This window comes from Methylobacterium sp. HJ2 (assembly GCF_056431005.1).
The window spans coordinates 712,185-728,601 of the sequence record NZ_JBWJYM010000001.1 but is presented as its reverse complement, the minus strand read 5'-3'; the positions used below and the strand labels follow the sequence as shown (position 1 = coordinate 728,601).

13 protein-coding genes and 1 other RNA gene are annotated in these 16,417 nt (G+C 71.8%); 2 read left to right on the top strand and 12 right to left on the bottom strand.

The window, feature by feature from the left end:
- Positions 1 to 4: 4 nt before the first annotated feature.
- The 3 genes from murC to ACS5RC_RS03380 are packed head-to-tail and all read right to left on the bottom strand — an operon-like array spanning position 5 to position 3,738.
- A complete protein-coding gene (murC, locus tag ACS5RC_RS03390; protein ID WP_478342393.1) occupies positions 5 to 1,411 on the bottom strand; it encodes a UDP-N-acetylmuramate--L-alanine ligase in 1,407 nt (468 codons plus the stop codon).
- Between the two features lie 54 nt (positions 1,412 to 1,465).
- Positions 1,466 to 2,575 (bottom strand): undecaprenyldiphospho-muramoylpentapeptide beta-N-acetylglucosaminyltransferase, encoded by a 1,110-nt coding sequence (gene murG, locus ACS5RC_RS03385; protein WP_478342392.1) that lies wholly within the window; start codon positions 2,573 to 2,575, stop codon positions 1,466 to 1,468.
- Positions 2,572 to 3,738 carry an FtsW/RodA/SpoVE family cell cycle protein gene (locus tag ACS5RC_RS03380; protein ID WP_478342391.1) on the bottom strand — a complete coding sequence of 389 codons (1,167 nt, stop codon included), beginning with the start codon at positions 3,736 to 3,738 and terminating at the stop codon, positions 2,572 to 2,574. Before ACS5RC_RS03380 ends, murG begins: the two co-directional genes overlap by 4 nt.
- 232 nt (positions 3,739 to 3,970) lie before the next feature.
- Between ACS5RC_RS03380 and ACS5RC_RS03375 the strand changes: the two genes are divergently transcribed.
- Positions 3,971 to 5,446, top strand: coding sequence for a methyl-accepting chemotaxis protein (locus ACS5RC_RS03375; RefSeq protein ID WP_478342390.1), 1,476 nt, complete (start codon positions 3,971 to 3,973; stop codon positions 5,444 to 5,446).
- A gap of 7 nt (positions 5,447 to 5,453) precedes the next feature.
- Here ACS5RC_RS03375 and murD read toward each other — a convergent pair whose 3' ends face one another.
- From murD to rnpB, 8 genes are all read right to left on the bottom strand, one after another.
- Complete coding sequence (murD, locus tag ACS5RC_RS03370; RefSeq protein WP_478342389.1) at positions 5,454 to 6,857, bottom strand: UDP-N-acetylmuramoyl-L-alanine--D-glutamate ligase; 1,404 nt, start codon at positions 6,855 to 6,857, stop codon at positions 5,454 to 5,456.
- Positions 6,858 to 7,021: 164 nt separating this feature from the next.
- Positions 7,022 to 8,107, bottom strand: coding sequence for a phospho-N-acetylmuramoyl-pentapeptide-transferase (gene mraY / locus ACS5RC_RS03365; protein ID WP_478342388.1), 1,086 nt, complete (start codon positions 8,105 to 8,107; stop codon positions 7,022 to 7,024).
- A gap of 72 nt (positions 8,108 to 8,179) precedes the next feature.
- Entirely contained in the window at positions 8,180 to 9,649 is a 1,470-nt protein-coding gene (locus tag ACS5RC_RS03360; protein ID WP_478342387.1) for a UDP-N-acetylmuramoylalanyl-D-glutamyl-2,6-diaminopimelate--D-alanyl-D-alanine ligase, read from the bottom strand.
- A 44-nt stretch (positions 9,650 to 9,693) separates the two neighbouring features.
- Positions 9,694 to 11,154, bottom strand: coding sequence for a UDP-N-acetylmuramoyl-L-alanyl-D-glutamate--2,6-diaminopimelate ligase (locus tag ACS5RC_RS03355; RefSeq protein ID WP_478342386.1), 1,461 nt, complete (start codon positions 11,152 to 11,154; stop codon positions 9,694 to 9,696).
- Positions 11,151 to 12,923, bottom strand: a complete 1,773-nt coding sequence (locus tag ACS5RC_RS03350) for a peptidoglycan D,D-transpeptidase FtsI family protein (protein WP_478342658.1) — start codon at positions 12,921 to 12,923, stop codon at positions 11,151 to 11,153. The genes ACS5RC_RS03355 and ACS5RC_RS03350 overlap by 4 nt, the downstream gene beginning before the upstream one ends.
- A 202-nt stretch (positions 12,924 to 13,125) precedes the next feature.
- Positions 13,126 to 13,539, bottom strand: a complete 414-nt coding sequence (ftsL, locus tag ACS5RC_RS03345; protein WP_478342385.1) for a cell division protein FtsL — start codon at positions 13,537 to 13,539, stop codon at positions 13,126 to 13,128.
- On the bottom strand, positions 13,536 to 14,594 hold the full coding sequence (rsmH, locus tag ACS5RC_RS03340; protein WP_478342384.1) for a 16S rRNA (cytosine(1402)-N(4))-methyltransferase RsmH: 1,059 nt from the start codon (positions 14,592 to 14,594) through the stop codon (positions 13,536 to 13,538). Before rsmH ends, ftsL begins: the two co-directional genes overlap by 4 nt.
- Before the next feature lie 498 nt (positions 14,595 to 15,092).
- Positions 15,093 to 15,508, bottom strand: an RNA gene (gene rnpB, locus ACS5RC_RS03335) — RNase P RNA component class A.
- 195 nt (positions 15,509 to 15,703) lie between these two features.
- Here rnpB and ACS5RC_RS03330 point away from each other — a divergent pair.
- Complete coding sequence (locus ACS5RC_RS03330) at positions 15,704 to 15,865, top strand: hypothetical protein (RefSeq protein ID WP_478342383.1); 162 nt, start codon at positions 15,704 to 15,706, stop codon at positions 15,863 to 15,865.
- 7 nt (positions 15,866 to 15,872) lie between these two features.
- Here the strand turns inward: ACS5RC_RS03330 and ACS5RC_RS03325 are convergent, their stop codons facing one another.
- A complete protein-coding gene (locus tag ACS5RC_RS03325) occupies positions 15,873 to 16,313 on the bottom strand; it encodes a VOC family protein (RefSeq protein ID WP_478342382.1) in 441 nt (146 codons plus the stop codon).
- Between the last annotated feature and the right edge of the window lie 104 nt (positions 16,314 to 16,417).

The window sequence follows — 16,417 nt, the reverse complement described above, 5'->3', positions numbered from 1 at the left end:
CTCATCACCGCTTCAGCGCGGCGAGGTCGCCCGGCAGCGCGTAGGCCCATTGGGTGATGTTGCCGGCGCCGAGGCAGACGACGTAATCGCCGGGCTTGGCCAAGCCCGCGACGAGGCCGGGCAGGTCCTCGGGGCGCTCCAGGGCCTGCGCGTCGCGATGGCCGCGGGAGCGCAGGCCGGCGACGAGGTTGTCGCGGTCGATGCCCTCGATCGGCGCCTCGCCGGCCGCGTAGACGGGGGCGACGATGACCGTGTCGGCGTCGTTGAAGCAGGTGCAGAAGTCGTCGAACAGCGATTGCAGGCGCGAGTAGCGGTGCGGCTGCACGATCGCGATGACGCCGTGATCGGTGGAGGCGCGGGCGGCCTTGAGCACCGCCTTGATCTCCACCGGATGGTGCCCGTAATCGTCGAAGATCTGGGCGCCGTTCCACTCGCCCGTGCGGGTGAAGCGGCGCTTGACGCCGCCGAAGCCCGCGAGCGCGTTGCGGATCGCCTCGGGCTTCACGCCGAGCTCGTGCGCCACGGCGAGCGCCGCGGTGGCGTTCAGCGCGTTGTGCTTGCCCGGCATCGGCAGGACGAGATCCTCCATCTCCATCCGGTAGCCGGGGCGGCGGTCGCGGATCATCACCCGGAAGCGGCTCTGGCCACCGCGCAGGTCCACGTCGATGAGGCGCACGTCGGCCTGCGGGTTCTCGCCGTACGTGATGATGCGCCGGTCCTCGATATGGCCGACGAGGTCCTGCACCACCGGATGGTCGATGCACATCACCGCGAAGCCGTAGAACGGGATGTTGTCGATGAAGCGCCGGAAGGCGTCCTTGACCGCGTCGAACGAGCCGAAATGGTCGAGGTGCTCGGGGTCGATGTTGGTGACGATGGCGACGTCCGCGGGCAGCTTCAGGAAGGTGCCGTCGGATTCGTCGGCCTCCACCACCATCCACTCGCCCTCGCCCATGCGGGCGTTGGTGCCGTAGGCGTTGATGATGCCGCCATTGATCACGGTCGGGTCGAGGTTCCCGGCATCGAGCAGCGTGGCGACGAGCGAGGTGGTGGTGGTCTTGCCGTGGGTGCCCGCGATCGCAACGCAGGACTTGAAGCGCATCAGCTCGGCCAGCATCTCGGCGCGGCGCACCACCGGCAGGCGCCGCTCGCGCGCGGCCTCCAACTCGGGGTTGTCGCGGCGGATCGCGGTCGACACCACGACGAGGCCGGCCTCCTCGACGTTCCGGGCGTCGTGCCCGACGAAGGTGCGCATGCCCTTCTCGGCGAGGCGGCGGACATTGGCGTTGTCGGACGCGTCCGAGCCCTGCACCGTGTAGCCGAGATTGTGCATCACCTCGGCGATGCCGGACATGCCGATGCCGCCGATGCCGATGAAATGGATGGGGCCGAGCTTCTCGGGCAGCTTCATGGCGGGACCATTCTGGACTTCGGGCGTGCGGCCGGAGCCGGGATCCCGGGACGATCAGGTGCGGGCGGCCGTCTCGGCGACCACGGTGGCGAGGCGCGAGGCCGCGTCGTGAATGCCCGCGCTTTTGGCCGCCTCGGCCGCGCGGGTCAATTTTTCGGGATTCTCGAAGGTGTCGACGAGGTCCGCCGTCAGCCGATCCGGCGTGAAGGCGGTCTGCGGCAGGGCGAGGGCGGCGCCGATCGCCGCGAGCGTCGCGGCGTTGGCGGCCTGGTCCTGGTCGAGGGCGCCGGGCAGCGGGACCAGGATGGAGGGACGCCCGATGGCGGCGAGTTCCGAGACCGTCGAGGCGCCCGACCGGGCGATGACGAGGTGGCTCGCGGCCATGCGGGCCGGCAGGTCCTTGAAGAACGGCGCCGCCTCCAGCCCCGCGAGCCCCATCGCGAGGTAGTGGTTCTGGACCGCGGTCAGGTCCTCGGGCCGGACCTGCTGGACGAGATGCACGCGCGCGCGGAGATCGGCGGGCAACCCAGCGAGCGCCTTCGGCACCACCTCGCCCATCACCCGGGCGCCCTGGCTTCCGCCGAAGACGAGCAGGCGCAGCACGCCGTCGGGCTCGAGCGGCGAGAAGGGCAGCTTCGCGGCCTCGATGACGGCGGGCCGCAGGGGATTGCCCGTGTGGATGCGGGGCGCGCGCGCCTTCTCGGGCACGCCGCGCACGTCCTTGAAGCCCGTGGCGATGGTGCGGGCGCCGCGCGCCAGGAAGGCGTTGGCGCGGCCCATCACGGCGTTCTGCTCGTGCAGGATCGTGGGCACCCGCAGGATCTGGCCGGCGAGGACCGGGGGCACGGTCGGGTAGCCGCCGAAGCCGACGATGGCGGCCGGGTTGATCCGGCGCACCTCCTGCACCGCGACCTTGAAGCCGCGCCCGAGGGTGAGCACCGCCGTGGCGCGGTGGAGCATCGAGCGCCCGGACGGCGTCGCCGCGGGGATGGTGACGATCTCCGAGGCCGGGAACTCCCCCTTCAGCGCGTCGACGCGGGCATCGGTCGCCAGAGCCACGGCGATGCCGCGCGCCCGCAGCGCGTGGGCGAGGCTCTCGGCGGGAAACAGGTGGCCGCCGGTGCCGCCCGCGCAGAGCAGGATCGTCGGGGTGAAGACCGTCACCGCATCACCCCCGCGACGAGGGCCGGCGCGGTGCCGGGCGGCTTCTGGCTGATCAGGGTCGAGCGCGGGCGCTTGCGGGTGAGCGCCACGAGGAAGCCCATGCCGAGCGCCAGGGAGATCAGCGACGAGCCGCCGTAGGAGACGAAGGGCAGCGTCATGCCCTTGGCGGGCATCAGCTGGGTGTTCACCGCCATGTTGATGCAGGCCTGCAGGCCGAACAGGCTGGTGAGCCCGGTGATCGCGAGCCGCGAGAAGGTGTCGTCGGTCCGGCGCGCGAGCCTGAGGCCGCGCAGGACGATGAAGGCGAAGAGCGCCACGAGGCAGAGACACACCAGCACGCCGAATTCCTCGCCGGTGACGGAGAAGATGAAGTCGGTATGTGCATCCGGGAGGTGGCGCTTGGCCACCCCCTCCCCCGGGCCGGTGCCGAACCAGCCGCCGGAGCGGAAGGATTCCTGCGACCAGAAGACCTGGAAGCTGTCGCCCGAATCCTTGTCGAGGAAGCGCGTGATGCGCTCGCGGACGTGGTGCAGGAAGGTGTAGGCGGCGAACACGCCGAGCAGGCCGCCGACGCCGAGCCCCGCCACCCAGAGCCAGTGCAGCCCGGCGACGAAGAACAGCGTGCACCAGACGATGCTGATCAGCATGGTCTGGCCGAAATCCGGCTGCAGCACGAGGGGCACGATGGTGACCGGCAGGAGCAGGATCGCCAGGAAGCCGCCCGGCATGTCGCGCCGCTGCGCGCCCTCCGAGAAGGCCCAGGCCGCCACCACGACGAAGGCCGGCTTCACGAATTCCGAGGGCTGCAGGCCGAAGGAGCCGAACTGGATCCAGCGGTGCGCGCCCTTGATCTCGGGGCCGAACTTGCCGGCCAGGATGCACAGGACGACGCCCGTCCCCCAGGTGACGAGGGCGAGGCGCCGGATCCCGCGCAGCGACAGGAACGAGACCGCGCAGATCAGCAGGATGGTCGGGGCGAGGTACATCGCCTGCCGGTTGAGGAAGTAGAAGGTCGGCAGGCCGATGCGCTCGGCCACCGGCGGTCCGCCGCCCATCAGGAAGACCAGGCCCGCCACCATCAGGGCGCCGAGCGCGGCGAGCAGGCCGCGATCGACGGTCCACCACCAATCCGTGAAGGGCGTGCGTTCCGCGCGGGACATCATGCGAGCGACCACTCCACGGCGCGCCGACCTGTGGCGGACCGCCCGCGATCCTGTCCCCGAATGGTAAACGCATCCTTATGCGGCCGCGGACGGATTTGTCGGGCGCGGATTACCGTCTGTTAATCCTCAGGGCACAACCTACAGGCGTACTTTTATCGAGGTTCGGGCAGCAGGGACCAGCCAGACCGGTCCCCTTCGCGCCGTCCGCGCCGCCCAGCGGAACACGCCCGCCATGTTCGAAGCCCGCAAGACGCGCGAAGCGCACGCGAAGCTCGCCGCCCTCGACCGGGTCCAGGGCGTCATCGAGTTCGACCTCGACGGCCGCATCCTGACCGCGAACGCCAACTTCCTCGACCTCGTCGGCTACACCCTGCCGGAGGTGACGGGGCAGCACCACAGCCTGTTCGTGGATCCGGCGATGCGAGAATCCGCGGAGTACCGCGCATTCTGGGAGCGCCTGCGCTCCGGCAGCTTCGAGGCGGCGCAGTTCCGGCGGATCGGCCGCGGCGGGCGCGAGATCTGGATCGAGGCCTCCTACAATCCGGTGCTCGACGGCCGGGGCCGCCCCTACAAGATCGTGAAGTTCGCCACCGACATCAGCCGGCAGCGCGCCGAGGAGGCCGACCGGGCCGGCCAGATCGCGGCGATCCACAAAGCCCAGGCGGTGATCGAGTTCGACCTCGACGGGCGGGTCATCGCGGTCAACGACAATTTCCTGGCCGCGATGGGCTATTCCCGCGAGGAGGTGCTGGGCCAACACCACGGCGCCTTCGTCGAGCCCGCGCACCGCGAGAGCGAGGCCTACCGGGCGTTCTGGTCGGCCCTGCGCAGCGGCACCTACCAGTCGGCGCAGTTCCGGCGCGTGGGCAAGAACGGCCGCGAGGTCTGGATCCAGGCCTCCTACAATCCGATCCTCGACGCCTCCGGCCGGCCCTACAAGGTGGTGAAGTTCGCCACCGACATCACCGAGCAGGTCCGCCTCCTGGGCAGCCTGCGCACGCTGATCGACAAGAATTTCGGCGAGATCGAGCAGGCGGTGGCCCACTCGACGCAGGCCGCCCTGCTCGCCTCGTCCGCGGCCGATTCCACCTCCGGCAACGTCCAGACCGTCGCGGCGGCGGCGGAGGAGCTCGCCGCCTCGGTCGCGGAGATGTCGCAGAGCATCGTGCGCTCGCAAGGGGCCACCGACACCGCCTATGCCTGCGTCCAGGCCGCCGACGGCCATACCAAGCGCCTGGCCGACACCGCGGCGGCGATGACGAGCATCGTCGGCCTGATCCAGAGCATCGCCGGGCAGATCAACCTTCTGGCTCTCAACGCCACGATCGAGGCGGCGCGCGCGGGCGAAGCCGGCCGCGGCTTCGCGGTGGTCGCCTCCGAGGTCAAGGCGCTGGCCGATCAGGCCGCGCGCGCCACCGACCAGATCAACAGCGAGATCAACAGCGTGCAGCTGGTCTCGCACGAGGTGGTCGGCGCCCTCGGCTCGATCGGCAGCTCGGTCTCGGTGATGCGCGAGACGGTGGTGGCGACGGCCGCCGCGATCGAGGAGCAGAGCGCTGTGACGCGCGACCTCGCCGAGAGCATGCAGAGCGCCTCGGGCGCGGTCAGGGCGATCACCGGGAACATCGCGGCGATCTCGCGCGCGGTCGGCGACGTCTCCCAGGCGGTCTCGACGACGCGCGAGGCGGCACAGGTCCTGGCGCGATAGAAACGCCTCAGGGCAGCGCGCGCACCAGCTCCCGGAAGCGGTCCCCGCGCTGCTCGAACGAGCGGAACTGGTCGTAGGAGGCGCAGGCCGGCGAGAGCAGCACCACGGGCTCCGGGGCGCTGGAGGCGGCGGCCCCCTCGGCGGCGGCACGGGTCGCCACGTCGAGCGTCTCGCAGCGGGTATAGGGCACGGCGCCCTCGAGGGTAACCGCGAAGGCGTCGGAAGCCGCGCCGATCAGGTAGGCGTGGGCGACCCGCTCGAAATACGGCACCAGCGGGAAGATGCCGCCCTCCTTGGCCTTGCCGCCGAGGATCCAGTGGATGTCCCGGAAGGCGGTGAGCGCCTTCTCGGTGGAATCGGCGTTCGTCGCCTTCGAATCGTTGACGAAGAGCACCCGGCCGCGCCGCCCGAGCAGCTCCATCCGGTGCGCGAGGCCCGGAAAGCTCGCGATCCCCGCCTGGATCATTCGCCGTTGCGCCTCCGGGTCCGGGTCGCCGAGGCCGAGGGCCTGGATCGCGGCGGCCGCGAAGCAGGCGTTCTGCGCGTTGTGCGTGCCCCGCAGGGTCTCGACCCCGGAGAGGTCGCACAGCACCTGCGCGGGCCCGGAGCGGGGATGCAGCACGACGCGGGTGCCATCGAGGCAGATTCCGGTCTCCAGCGGGCGCCGGACCGAGACCGGCAGCGCCGTCGCGTCGCCGCGGGGCTCGGCGTGGCGGGCGTAGATCGCGGCGCTCGGCGGATCATCGAGGCTCACCAGCGCCCGGCGGCTCCCGCCGATCAGCCGCTCCTTGATGGCGGCGTACTGCTCCAGGGTGCCGTGCCGGTCGAGATGGTCCGGGGTGATGTTGAGCAGGAGGCCGACGCTCGGGTCGAGCGAGGGGGTGAGATCGATCTGGAAGGACGACATCTCGATCACGTGGATCCGGCCAGGGGCCGGCGGCTCCAGCGACAGGATGGCGGTGCCGATGTTGCCGCCCATCTGCACGTCCGCGCCGGCCTCGCGCAGGATGTGGGCGATGAGCGCCGTCGTGGTCGACTTGCCGTTGGTCCCGGTGATGGCGATGAAGGGCGCGCCCGGGGCGATCGCCGCGCGCTCGCGGCAGAACAGCTCGATGTCGCCGATGATCGCGACGCCGGCGCGGCTGGCGAGGCCGACCGTCCAGTGCGGCTCGGGATGGGTCAGCGGCACGCCGGGGGCGAGGACGAAGGCGGCGAGGCCCGACCAGTCGATCGTGCGCAGGTCCTGCGTCTCGATCCCCTGCGCCTCGGCGCGCGCCACGCTCTCGGGGTTGTCGTCCCAGGCGAGCACCCGGGCCCCGCCCGCCTGGAGGGCCGCCGCCGTGGCGATGCCGGATCCGCCGAGGCCGAACAGGGCGAGCGTGCGCTCCGCGAAGGTGGTGATCGGGGTCATACGCATTCCGTTCGGCCCGGCCCGGTCGGGCCCGGGCCGCGCATCGTTATCGGGGTTGCGGCGCGCATCGACGCTCGCGAGGGTTGCGAGCGATACACGCGGCGCCCGCGCCGGCAAAGAGGCGGGGCTTGGCGGACCGCGACATTGCCGTGCGAGGCCCGGCCTCAGCGCAGCTTCAGCGTGGCGAGCCCCGCGAGCGCCAGGATCACCGCGATGATCCAGAACCGGATCACGACCTGCGGCTCCTTCCAGCCCTTCTGCTCGAAATGGTGATGGATCGGCGCCATCCGGAAGACGCGCTTGCCCGTGAGCTTGAACGAGGCGACCTGGATGATCACCGACATCATCTCCAGCACGAACAGGCCGCCGACGATGGCGAGCACGATCTCGTGCTTGGTCGAGACCGCGATCACCCCGAGGAGGCCGCCGAGAGCGAGCGAGCCGGTGTCGCCCATGAAGATCTGCGCGGGCGGCGCGTTGAACCAGAGGAAGCCGAGCCCGGCCCCGATCACCGCGCCGCAGACGACGGCGAGCTCGCCCGTGTCGCGCACGTAATTGACCTGCAGGTAGCTCGCCGTGAAGGAATTGCCGACGAGGTAGGCGATCACCCCGAAGGTGCCGCAGGCGATCATCACCGGGACGATGGCGAGGCCGTCGAGCCCGTCCGTCATGTTCACCGAATTGCCGGCGCCCACGATCACGAAGCCGCCGAACAGGACGTAGAACCAGCCGAGGTTGAGCAGCGCGTCCTTGAAGACCGGGAAGGCGAGCTGGTTCTGCAGCGCGACCGGCGAGTAGAGCGCGATCATGGTGCAGGCGGCCACCGCGATCAGCCCCTCGAGGGCGAGGCGGAACTTGCCCGAGAAGCCCTTGTGCGACTGCTTCGTCACCTTGAGGTAGTCGTCGTAGAAGCCGATCGCCCCGAAGCCGAGGGTCACCGTGAGGGTGATCCACACGTAGTGGTTGCGCGGGTTGGCCCAGAGCAGGATCGCCACGACGGCGCCCGCCAGGATCATCAGGCCGCCCATCGTCGGCGTGCCGCGCTTGGTCAGCAGATGGGTCTGCGGCCCGTCCTCGCGGATCGGCTGGCCCTTGCCCTGCCGCAGGCGCAGCAGGGAGATGATCCAGGGCCCGAACCAGAACACGAACAGACCCGCGGTGAACAGGGCCCCTCCGGTCCGGAAGGTGATGTAGCGGAAGACGTTGAGGGCCGAGAGCGTGCCGCTCAGGTCCGACAGGAGATACAGCATCCGTTCAGCCGAGCCCGCTCGTTCGGTGAGAGATGGCCGGGCGTCCCGGCCGGAGATGGCGCGCGCGCCGAATCAGGGCGCTGCCGCCGCAACGGGCGCGCGCTGCGTCGCGGCGTAGCGGGCTTTGAGGGCCTCGACAATCCGGCCCATGCGGATGCTGTTCGATCCCTTGACCATCACCGCGTCGCCCGGCCGCAGGATCCGGGCGAGCGGCTCGACCAGATCCGCGGAGGCGGCGGCGGCGATGCCGCGGCGCGAGACCGGCAGGGCCTCGAACAGGTGGCCCATCAGGGTGCCGGCGGTGAAGACGAGGTCGATCCCGGCCGCCTCGACCGCGGCGGCGAGATCGCGGTGCAGTCCCGGGCCCGCCTCGCCGAGCTCCAGCATGTCGCCGAGCACCGCGATGCGGCGACCGCGCGGCCCGGCGTCGATGTTGCTCAGGGTGGCGAGCGCCGCCCGGATCGAGGCCGGGTTGGCGTTGTAGCTCTCGTCGACCAGGAAGGCCTCGCCGCCGTCGAGATGGAGCGCCGTGCGCTCGCCGCGCCCGGCCGGCGGGCGGAGCGCGGCGAGCGACAGGGCGGCGCGCGCGAGGTCGGCGCCGAGGCTGTGCACCACCGCCATGATGCCGAGCGAGTTCAGGGCCGCGTGCCGGCCGGCCGTGCCGAGCTGGTAGGTCACCGGCTGGCCCATCACCGTGGCGTCGACCACCGAGAGATCGGGGCGCAGCACGATCCGGTTGGCCCGGACATCCGCCTCCGGATGCTCGCCGAAGCTCACCACGCGCCCGGCCCGGGAGGCCTGGGCATGGGCGAGGAGGCGAGGGAAATGCGGGTTGTCCCGGTTGATCACCGCGATCCCGCCGGGCTTCAGCCCGGAGAAGATCTCGCCCTTCGCGTCGGCGATCGCGGAGACGGAGGCGAAGTGCTCGATATGCACGGGCTCCACGGTGACGACCAGGGCCACGTCCGGCCGGACCTGGGCGGTGAGCGGCAGGATCTCGTGCGGGTGGTTCATGCCGATCTCGAACACGCCGTAGCGCGCCTGCGCGGGCATGCGGGCGAGCGTCAACGGCACGCCCCAATGGTTGTTGTAGGAGGCGACGGAGGCGTGCGTCGCCCCCTGCGCCCCGAGCACGTGGCGGAGCGCCTCCTTGGTGCCGGTCTTGCCCACCGAGCCGGTGACGGCGGTGATCGCGGCGCCCGTGCGGGCGCGCGCCGCCCGCCCGATCGCCCGCATGGCGTCGAGCACCGGGTCGGCGCACGCCCCCGGCACCGCGAGGACCGGCCCGAAGGCCGCGAGGTCGCCGGCCCGGCTCTCGGCCACCACGGCGAGCGCCGCGCCGCGTCCGAGGGCGTCCGGGACGAAATCGTGCCCGTCGCGGGCCTCGCCGCGGATGGCGAAGAACAGGTCGCCGGGCTGGAGCGTGCGGGTGTCGATCGAGGCGCCGGCCACGGGCCGGACCGGGCCGACGAGCCGGCCGCCGGTCGCGGCCTCTAGAGCCTGCGGGGCCCAGAGCGGTTCGGATGCGGTCTGCTGGCTCATGGCGGTTCCGATAGGCGTGCCGACGGGGCCCGCAGGCGCGGCGCTCATCGTCCGGCCTCGGCGATCGCGGCGCGGACCACGTCGTGGTCGGAGAACGGGAGGGTGCGATCGCCCACGATCTGGCCGGTTTCGTGGCCCTTGCCGGCCACCACCAGCACGTCGCCGGGCCCGAGGCCGCGGACCGCGACGCGGATCGCCTCGGCGCGGTCGCCGATCTCGGCGGCCCCCGGCGCGGCCGCCAGGATCGCGGCGCGGATCGCGGCCGGCTCCTCGCTGCGGGGGTTGTCGTCGGTGACGATCACGGCATCGGCGAGCCGCGCCGCGATGGCGCCCATGAGCGGGCGCTTGCCGCGGTCGCGGTCGCCGCCGCAGCCGAACACCACCACGAGGCGGCCGGGGGCGAAGGGGCGCAACGCCACGAGCACGCTCTCCAGCGCCTCGGGCTTGTGGGCGTAATCCACGAGGCAGAGCCCGCCCTGGGCCTCGCCGATCCGCTCCATGCGGCCGGGCACGCCGGTGAGATGCTCCAGCGCGGCGAAGACGCCGTCCGGGTCGGCGGCGCCCGCCGGCGTCTCCAGCACGAGGCCGGCGGCGACGAGGGCGTTCTCGACCTGGAAGGCCCCGACCAGCGGCAGGTCCAGGCGGCGCGAGCCGTGGGCGCCGTCGAGTGCGAGGCGCTGGGAGAAGCCCTCCGGCGCGGCCCCGACGAGACGGATCTCGGCGCCGGCGCGGCCGGTGGTGCGGACCGGGCGGTCGCTCGCCCGCGCCGTCGCGACGACCCGCTCGGCATAGGCGCCGTCGGCGTTGACCACGGCCGGGCAGCCGGGCGGCAGCAGCGTGTCGAACAGGCGCAGCTTGGCCGCGAGGTAGGATTCGATGTCGGGGTGGTAGTCGAGATGGTCGCGGCCGAGATTGGTGAAGCCCGCCGCCGCGAGGCGCACGCCGTCCAGGCGGCGCTGCTCGATCCCGTGCGACGAGGCCTCGATCGCCAGATCCGTGATGCCCTCCCGCGCGAGCTCGGCCAGCGTCCGGTGCAGGGTGACGGGATCGGGCGTGGTCAGCGAGCCGTAGCGCGCGCCGCGGTCGGTGACGATGCCGACGGTGCCGACGCTCGCGGCGCGGTGCCCGAGCCGCGTCAGGATCTGGCGCACGAAGTCGGCGACCGAGCTCTTGCCGGCCGTGCCGGTCACCGCCACCACGGTGCCGGGCTGCGGCCCGTGCAGCGCGGCTGCGGCGAGCGCCAGGGCGCGGCGGGCATCGGCGACGGCGATCCACGGCGTGGCGGGGGGGAGATCGGCGGGCCGCGCCCCCTCCCCGACCACCGCGACCGCACCCGCGGCGGCCGCCGCCGCCGCGAAGGCCCGCCCGTCGGCGCGGGTGCCCGGGACCGCCACGAAGACGGTGCCGGGCCCGGCCCGGCGGCTATCCGCGGTGATGTCGGACGCCGCGAGGCCGGACGCGTCCGCGCCGGCCTCGGGGAACAGCGCGGCGAGCGGCGTGCTCACGGGCCCGCCACCTTGTCGACGTGATAGGCGCCGAGCTTCACCATCAGGGGGAACGGCTTCACCGGCGGCTCGAATTGCGGCGGCAGGCCGAGGATCGGGGCCACGCGCTCGATCACCCGGCCGGTGACCACGCCCGAGTTCCAGGCGGCGGTGGCGTAGCCGCCGGATTCCGGCAGGCCCTGCGGCTCGTCCATGATGGTGACGAAGAGGTATTTCGGCTTGTCCATGGGCGCTGCGGCCATGAAGGTGGTGAACAGGCGGTTCTTCACGTAGCGCCCGCCGATCACCTTCTCGGCCGTGCCGGTCTTGCCGCCGACGAAGTAGTAGGGGATCGCGGCCTTCTTGGCCGAGCCCTCGGTGGCGTTGAGGCGCATGATGAAGCGCATCGCCTCGCTGGTGGCGGGCGAGAGGACGCGGGTGGCGCGCTCCTTCGCCTCGTCGGTGTTGCTCTTGAGGAAGGTCGGGCGGATCAGGTCGCCGCCGTTGACGATCGCGCCCACCGCCGAGGCCGCCTGGATCGGCGCGACGGCGATGCCGTGGCCGAACGCGATGGTGATGGTGTTGATCTCGGTCCAGCGCGACGGGACGATCGGGGCCGCGCTCTCGGGCAGCTCGGTCCGCAGGCGGTCGAGCAGGCCCATCTTGCGCAGGAAGGCGCGATGGCCGGGCACGCCGACGCCGAGCGCCATCTTGGCCGAGCCGATGTTGGAGGAATGCGTGAACACCTCCGGCATGGTGATGACGCGGTTGGTGCCGTGGTACTCGTGGATCTTCTGCCGGCCCCAGTTCAGCACGCCGCCGCGGGTGTCGAAGGTCGAGTTGACGTTGTACTTGCCCGACTCGAGCGCCATGGCGAGGGTCATCGCCTTGAAGGTCGAGCCCATCTCGTAGACGCCGACGTTCATCCGGTTGATGCGGTCGGGCGAGAGCGCGTCCTTCGGGTCGTTCGGGTCGAAATCCGGCATCGACACGAGGGCGATCACCTCCCCGGTCTGCACGTCGAGGATCATCGAGGCGCCGGCCTTGGCCTTGAAGTGGTCGATGCCCCAGGCCAGTTCGTCGCGCACGGCGAATTGCGCGCGCAGGTCGAGGGAGAGCTGGACCGGCTTGAGGTCGGTCTGCTTGTTGACGAGGCCGAACTCGTTGAGGGCGCCGTTGCCCTGGTTGTCGATGTACTTCTCGATTCCGGCGATGCCGATGTTGTCGAGGTTGGTCACGCCGAGGATGTGGGCGGCGGCCATGCCGTTCGGGTAGACCCGCTTGTGATCCGGCAGGAAGCCGATGCCGGGAATCCCGAGGCGGTGGACCTCGACCTGCTGCTTGGGCGTCAGTTCGCGCTTGACCCAGACGAAGCCCTTCTTGGTCGAGAGCTTGGCGCGCAGCTCCGTCGCGTTCAGCTCGGGCAGCACGGCGGTGAGCAGCTCGACCGCCTCGTCCTTGTCGTAGATGTTGCGGGGCTCGGCGAAGACCGAGACCGTGCGGATGTCGGTCGCCAGGATCTCGCCGTTGCGGTCGACGATGTCGGGCCGGATCGCGGTGGTCGCGGCGGCGGCGACCCGGTGGTCCTGGCTCGGGGGGGCCCCGAAGACCGCGATGGACAGCAGGCGCAGGCTGATGGCGCCGAACACGCCGAGGAAGGCGAGCCCGACGAGCGCGACGCGGGTGTGCGAGCGCTCGATCGCGAGGCGGAACAGGGAGCGCAGCAGAGGCACGATCCGGCCGCTTGGCGGCGCGACCGGGCGCTGCAGGGCGTCGGCGGCCGCCTGCAGGCGTGCGGGCCCGTCCGAGGCGTCGGCTTCGGGAGACGGATCGGACGCGTGCGAGGCGCCGGCCGCGTGCGAGGCGCCGGGCCCGTCCGCGATATCGGCCCTCTGCCCGGCATCCGCCGCGGCGTGCGCCGGCCCGTCCGCCCGCGCCGCGGCGCCGGCATCCGAAGAATCTGTACGGAAAACGTCTTCGGACACGGGCGGATTACCTCGATGCCGTGGTCGGGGTGCGGGTCGTGGCGACGGTGCGGGTCAGGGATCCGGTCGTGCGCGGCTCCGGCACGCCCTTCTCCTTGGGCGTGGCGGTGGCCGCCAGGAGCCGACCGATCTCGTCGCCGCGCTCGGGCCGGGCGGGCAGATCCGCGAGGCGTCCGAGATGGCTCGTGCCGATCGGCTCGAGGGCGAGGTGCTTCTCCACCGCCGCCTGGAGGCGGTCTGGCCGGGTCAGGAGCTGCCATTCGGCGCGCAGCACGGCGATCGCCTGCCGCTCCTGGTGCAGGCCGCTCTTCAGCTTCGAGACCTGACCGCCCTGATAGAGCGTGTCGTACTTGATCGAGTAGGCGTAGATCGCCGAGGCGACGAGGCCGCAGACCGCGAGGAGGTTGAGAAGACGGATCACCGGCGTGCGCCTCCGCGCGGGTCGGGCAGGCTCGCGAGCATGTGGATCGCCTCCAGCGGCGCCGGCACCGGCGCGTCGGTCCGCTCGCCGGCGCGAAGCTTGGCCGACCGGGCGCGCGGGTTGCGCCGCGTCTCCGCCTCGGAGGGCAGGACCGGCCCCTTGGTCACGGCCTGGAAGCTGCGGACCGGCGCGGGCCCGGCGACGCCCCCGGGCAGGTGCCGGGAGCCCTGCGCGGACCGGCCTGTCCGCGCCGCGAAGAACTGCTTGACGATGCGGTCCTCGAGCGAATGGAACGTCACCACCGCGAGCCGCCCGCCGGGCTTCAGGACCCGCTCGGCCGCGTGCAGCGCCCGCACCAGCTCGCCGAGTTCGTCGTTCACGGCGATCCGCAGGCCCTGGAAGGTGCGCGTCGCCGGGTGGATCCCGCTGCCGGGCTCGGTGCGGACGACGCCGGCCACGAGGTCGGCGAGCTGGGCGGTGGTCTCGATCCGGCCGCGACGGCGGGCCTCGATCAGGGTGCGGGCCACCGCGCGCGAGCGGCGCTCCTCGCCGTAATGGTAGAGGATGTCGGCCAGCGCCGCCTCGTCCGCCTCGTTGACGAGATCGGCCGCGCTCGGGCCGTCGCCACCCATCCGCATGTCGAGGGGGCCGTCGCCGCGGAAGGAAAAGCCGCGCTCCGGCTGGTCGAGCTGCATCGAGGAGACGCCGATATCGAGCACCACCCGGTCGATCGCCGTCTCACCGGCCGCTTCCAGCAGGGTATCGAGGGATCCGAAGCAGCCGGGCAGGAGGCGCAGGCGCCCGTGCGCTTCCGCGACGAGCGCGGCGCCGGCCGCGATCGCCGTGGGGTCCCGGTCGATCGCCACCACGCGCAGGGCGGGATCGGCGGCCAGCATCGCGCGCGTGTAGCCCCCGGCGCCGAAGGTGCCGTCGATGGCGAGGCCGGCCCCGGGCAGCGCCAACGCCTCGAGCACCTCGTCGAGGAGCACCGGCACGTGCGGCGCGCAGGCCGGCGCGCGCGATGCGGGCTCGGCCCGGTTCGCGGGCGACCTCATCGACCGGAAGCCCGGGATCGGAAGGGGAAGCCCCGCCTTGCGCACCGGACGGGCACGCGTTGCGGTTCGGCCGGAACGGCGCCTGCGGACATTCGGGTCATACGCACCTGTGCCCGGCCGCGACTGCGCCGACCGGTGAGCGGGAGCGCCGACGGATCGGCCGCGCGAATGCGCGCGTGCCCGGGCAATCCCCGCTCGGCGGTCGGGGCTGCCCGTCGATCCGAATGACGCCGTTGACGGTATGGTGCCGGTTAACATGGGCCTCGGAGGATCGTCAACGCACCCAAGACTGACGGGCGTCCCGAAGCGATCAGACCGCAGCAAGGTTAATCGAACGTTAGGTCCTCGAAAGATTTCAGGCGGCCCGGCGCAGCACGAATGACGTCAAGCCGTTGACGGGGCTCGGAGTTTTACACCCCCTCGCTTTCACGCGCGAAAGCTTCCGGGGCCACGCGCGAAGATTGCAGCAGCGCAGGGTCCGGCGCAGCCGGGACATGGGGGATCAGGCGGCCTGTAAGCCGGGTTCTGTAGGGCCCGGTGCTCCCGAAGGAGCGCCGGACGTGGCAGCCATTCCTCTGGGACGGTCGTTGCCGACCGCCTCGAGCAACCAACCCGGGCGACTGGCCTGGAGAGTGGGCCTGCCCCGCTCCGCGCGGGAGGGGGCGCGCCGCCCCTATTCGGTTTTGCTCCCGGTGGGGTTTGCCGTGCCGTCCGCGTTGCCGCGTCCGCGGTGCGCTCTTACCGCACCCTTTCACCCTGACCCCGCATCGGCACAGGCCGAAGCGGGGCGGTCTGCTTTCTGTGGCACTGTCCCTGGGGTCGCCCCCGCCGGAGGTTATCCGGCACCGTCTCTCCATGGAGCCCGGACTTTCCTCCCCGGGCACGAGGCCCGGAGCGGCCGCCCGGCCGCCTGATCCGCGGCCGGGATGCGCCGCGGCGGGCGCTCCGTCAAGGCGACGAGCGAGTACGGGCCGGACTGCCCAACCGCGCGGCACGCCCGGATTTCGCGCAGCCGCGTTGCCGATGCACCCGGTCCGGCACACCTCAGGACCCGAGGATGAAGCCCGCGCGGCGACGGTTCCGCGGGCGCCTCGATCGCGGAGGACGCCATGACGGAGACGACCTGGACGCTCGATACCGTGCAGACCCTGCGGGCGCTCGCCCGCGAGGGCATCCCGGTTCCGGTGATCAGCCTGAAGCTGAAACGGCCGATCGAGGCGGTGCGCGCCAAGATCGCCGAACTCGGGATCACGCCGCCGACCTCGGCGTGAGCGGCGCCTACCAGCTGCCGGTATTCTCCATCGAGGACCAGGGCTCCTGCGGCGGCTTCGCCCCCCCCTTCTGCAGGATCTCGATGGAGATGCCGTCGGGCGACTTGACGAAGGCCATGTACCCGTCGCGGGGCGGCCGGTTGATGGTGACGCCCGCGTCCTTCAACCTCTGGCAGAAGGCGTAGATGTCATCGACCTGATAGGCGAGATGGCCGAAATTGCGACCGCCCGAATAGGTCTCGGGATCCCAGTTGTAGGTCAGTTCGACCAGGGGCGATTTCGACGCCTCCGCGCGGGCGACGTCGCCGGGCGCCGCGAGGAAGACGAGGGTGAAGCGGCCCTTCTCGTTGTCGATCCGCCGGACCTCCTTCAGGCCGAAGATGTCGACGTAGAAGGCCAGCGCCCGGTCGAGGTCCGCGACGCGGACCATGGTGTGCAGATACTCCATCGGACGGCTATCCCTGTGCTGGGCCCTGGGCTGTCTCGGATGCCCTGAGCGGACGATCGGGCGAGCGGCTCCGTGCGGACGGCGCGCGCGAGCCACGCGATCGC

Bases quoted from the DNA above. Each gene is read 5' to 3' on its own strand.
- ACS5RC_RS03375 (WP_478342390.1), top strand. From the start codon at position 3,971: ATGTTCGAAGCCCGCAAGACGCGCGAAGCGCACGCGAAGCTCGCCGCC.
- murC (WP_478342393.1), bottom strand. From the start codon at position 1,411: ATGAAGCTGCCCGAGAAGCTCGGCCCCATCCATTTCATCGGCATCGGC.
- murD (WP_478342389.1), bottom strand. From the start codon at position 6,857: ATGACCCCGATCACCACCTTCGCGGAGCGCACGCTCGCCCTGTTCGGC.
- mraY (WP_478342388.1), bottom strand. From the start codon at position 8,107: ATGCTGTATCTCCTGTCGGACCTGAGCGGCACGCTCTCGGCCCTCAAC.
- rsmH (WP_478342384.1), bottom strand. From the start codon at position 14,594: ATGAGGTCGCCCGCGAACCGGGCCGAGCCCGCATCGCGCGCGCCGGCC.
- ACS5RC_RS03380 (WP_478342391.1), bottom strand. From the start codon at position 3,738: ATGATGTCCCGCGCGGAACGCACGCCCTTCACGGATTGGTGGTGGACC.
- ACS5RC_RS03325 (WP_478342382.1), bottom strand. From the start codon at position 16,313: ATGGAGTATCTGCACACCATGGTCCGCGTCGCGGACCTCGACCGGGCG.
- ACS5RC_RS03360 (WP_478342387.1), bottom strand. From the start codon at position 9,649: ATGAGCCAGCAGACCGCATCCGAACCGCTCTGGGCCCCGCAGGCTCTA.
- ACS5RC_RS03330 (WP_478342383.1), top strand. From the start codon at position 15,704: ATGACGGAGACGACCTGGACGCTCGATACCGTGCAGACCCTGCGGGCG.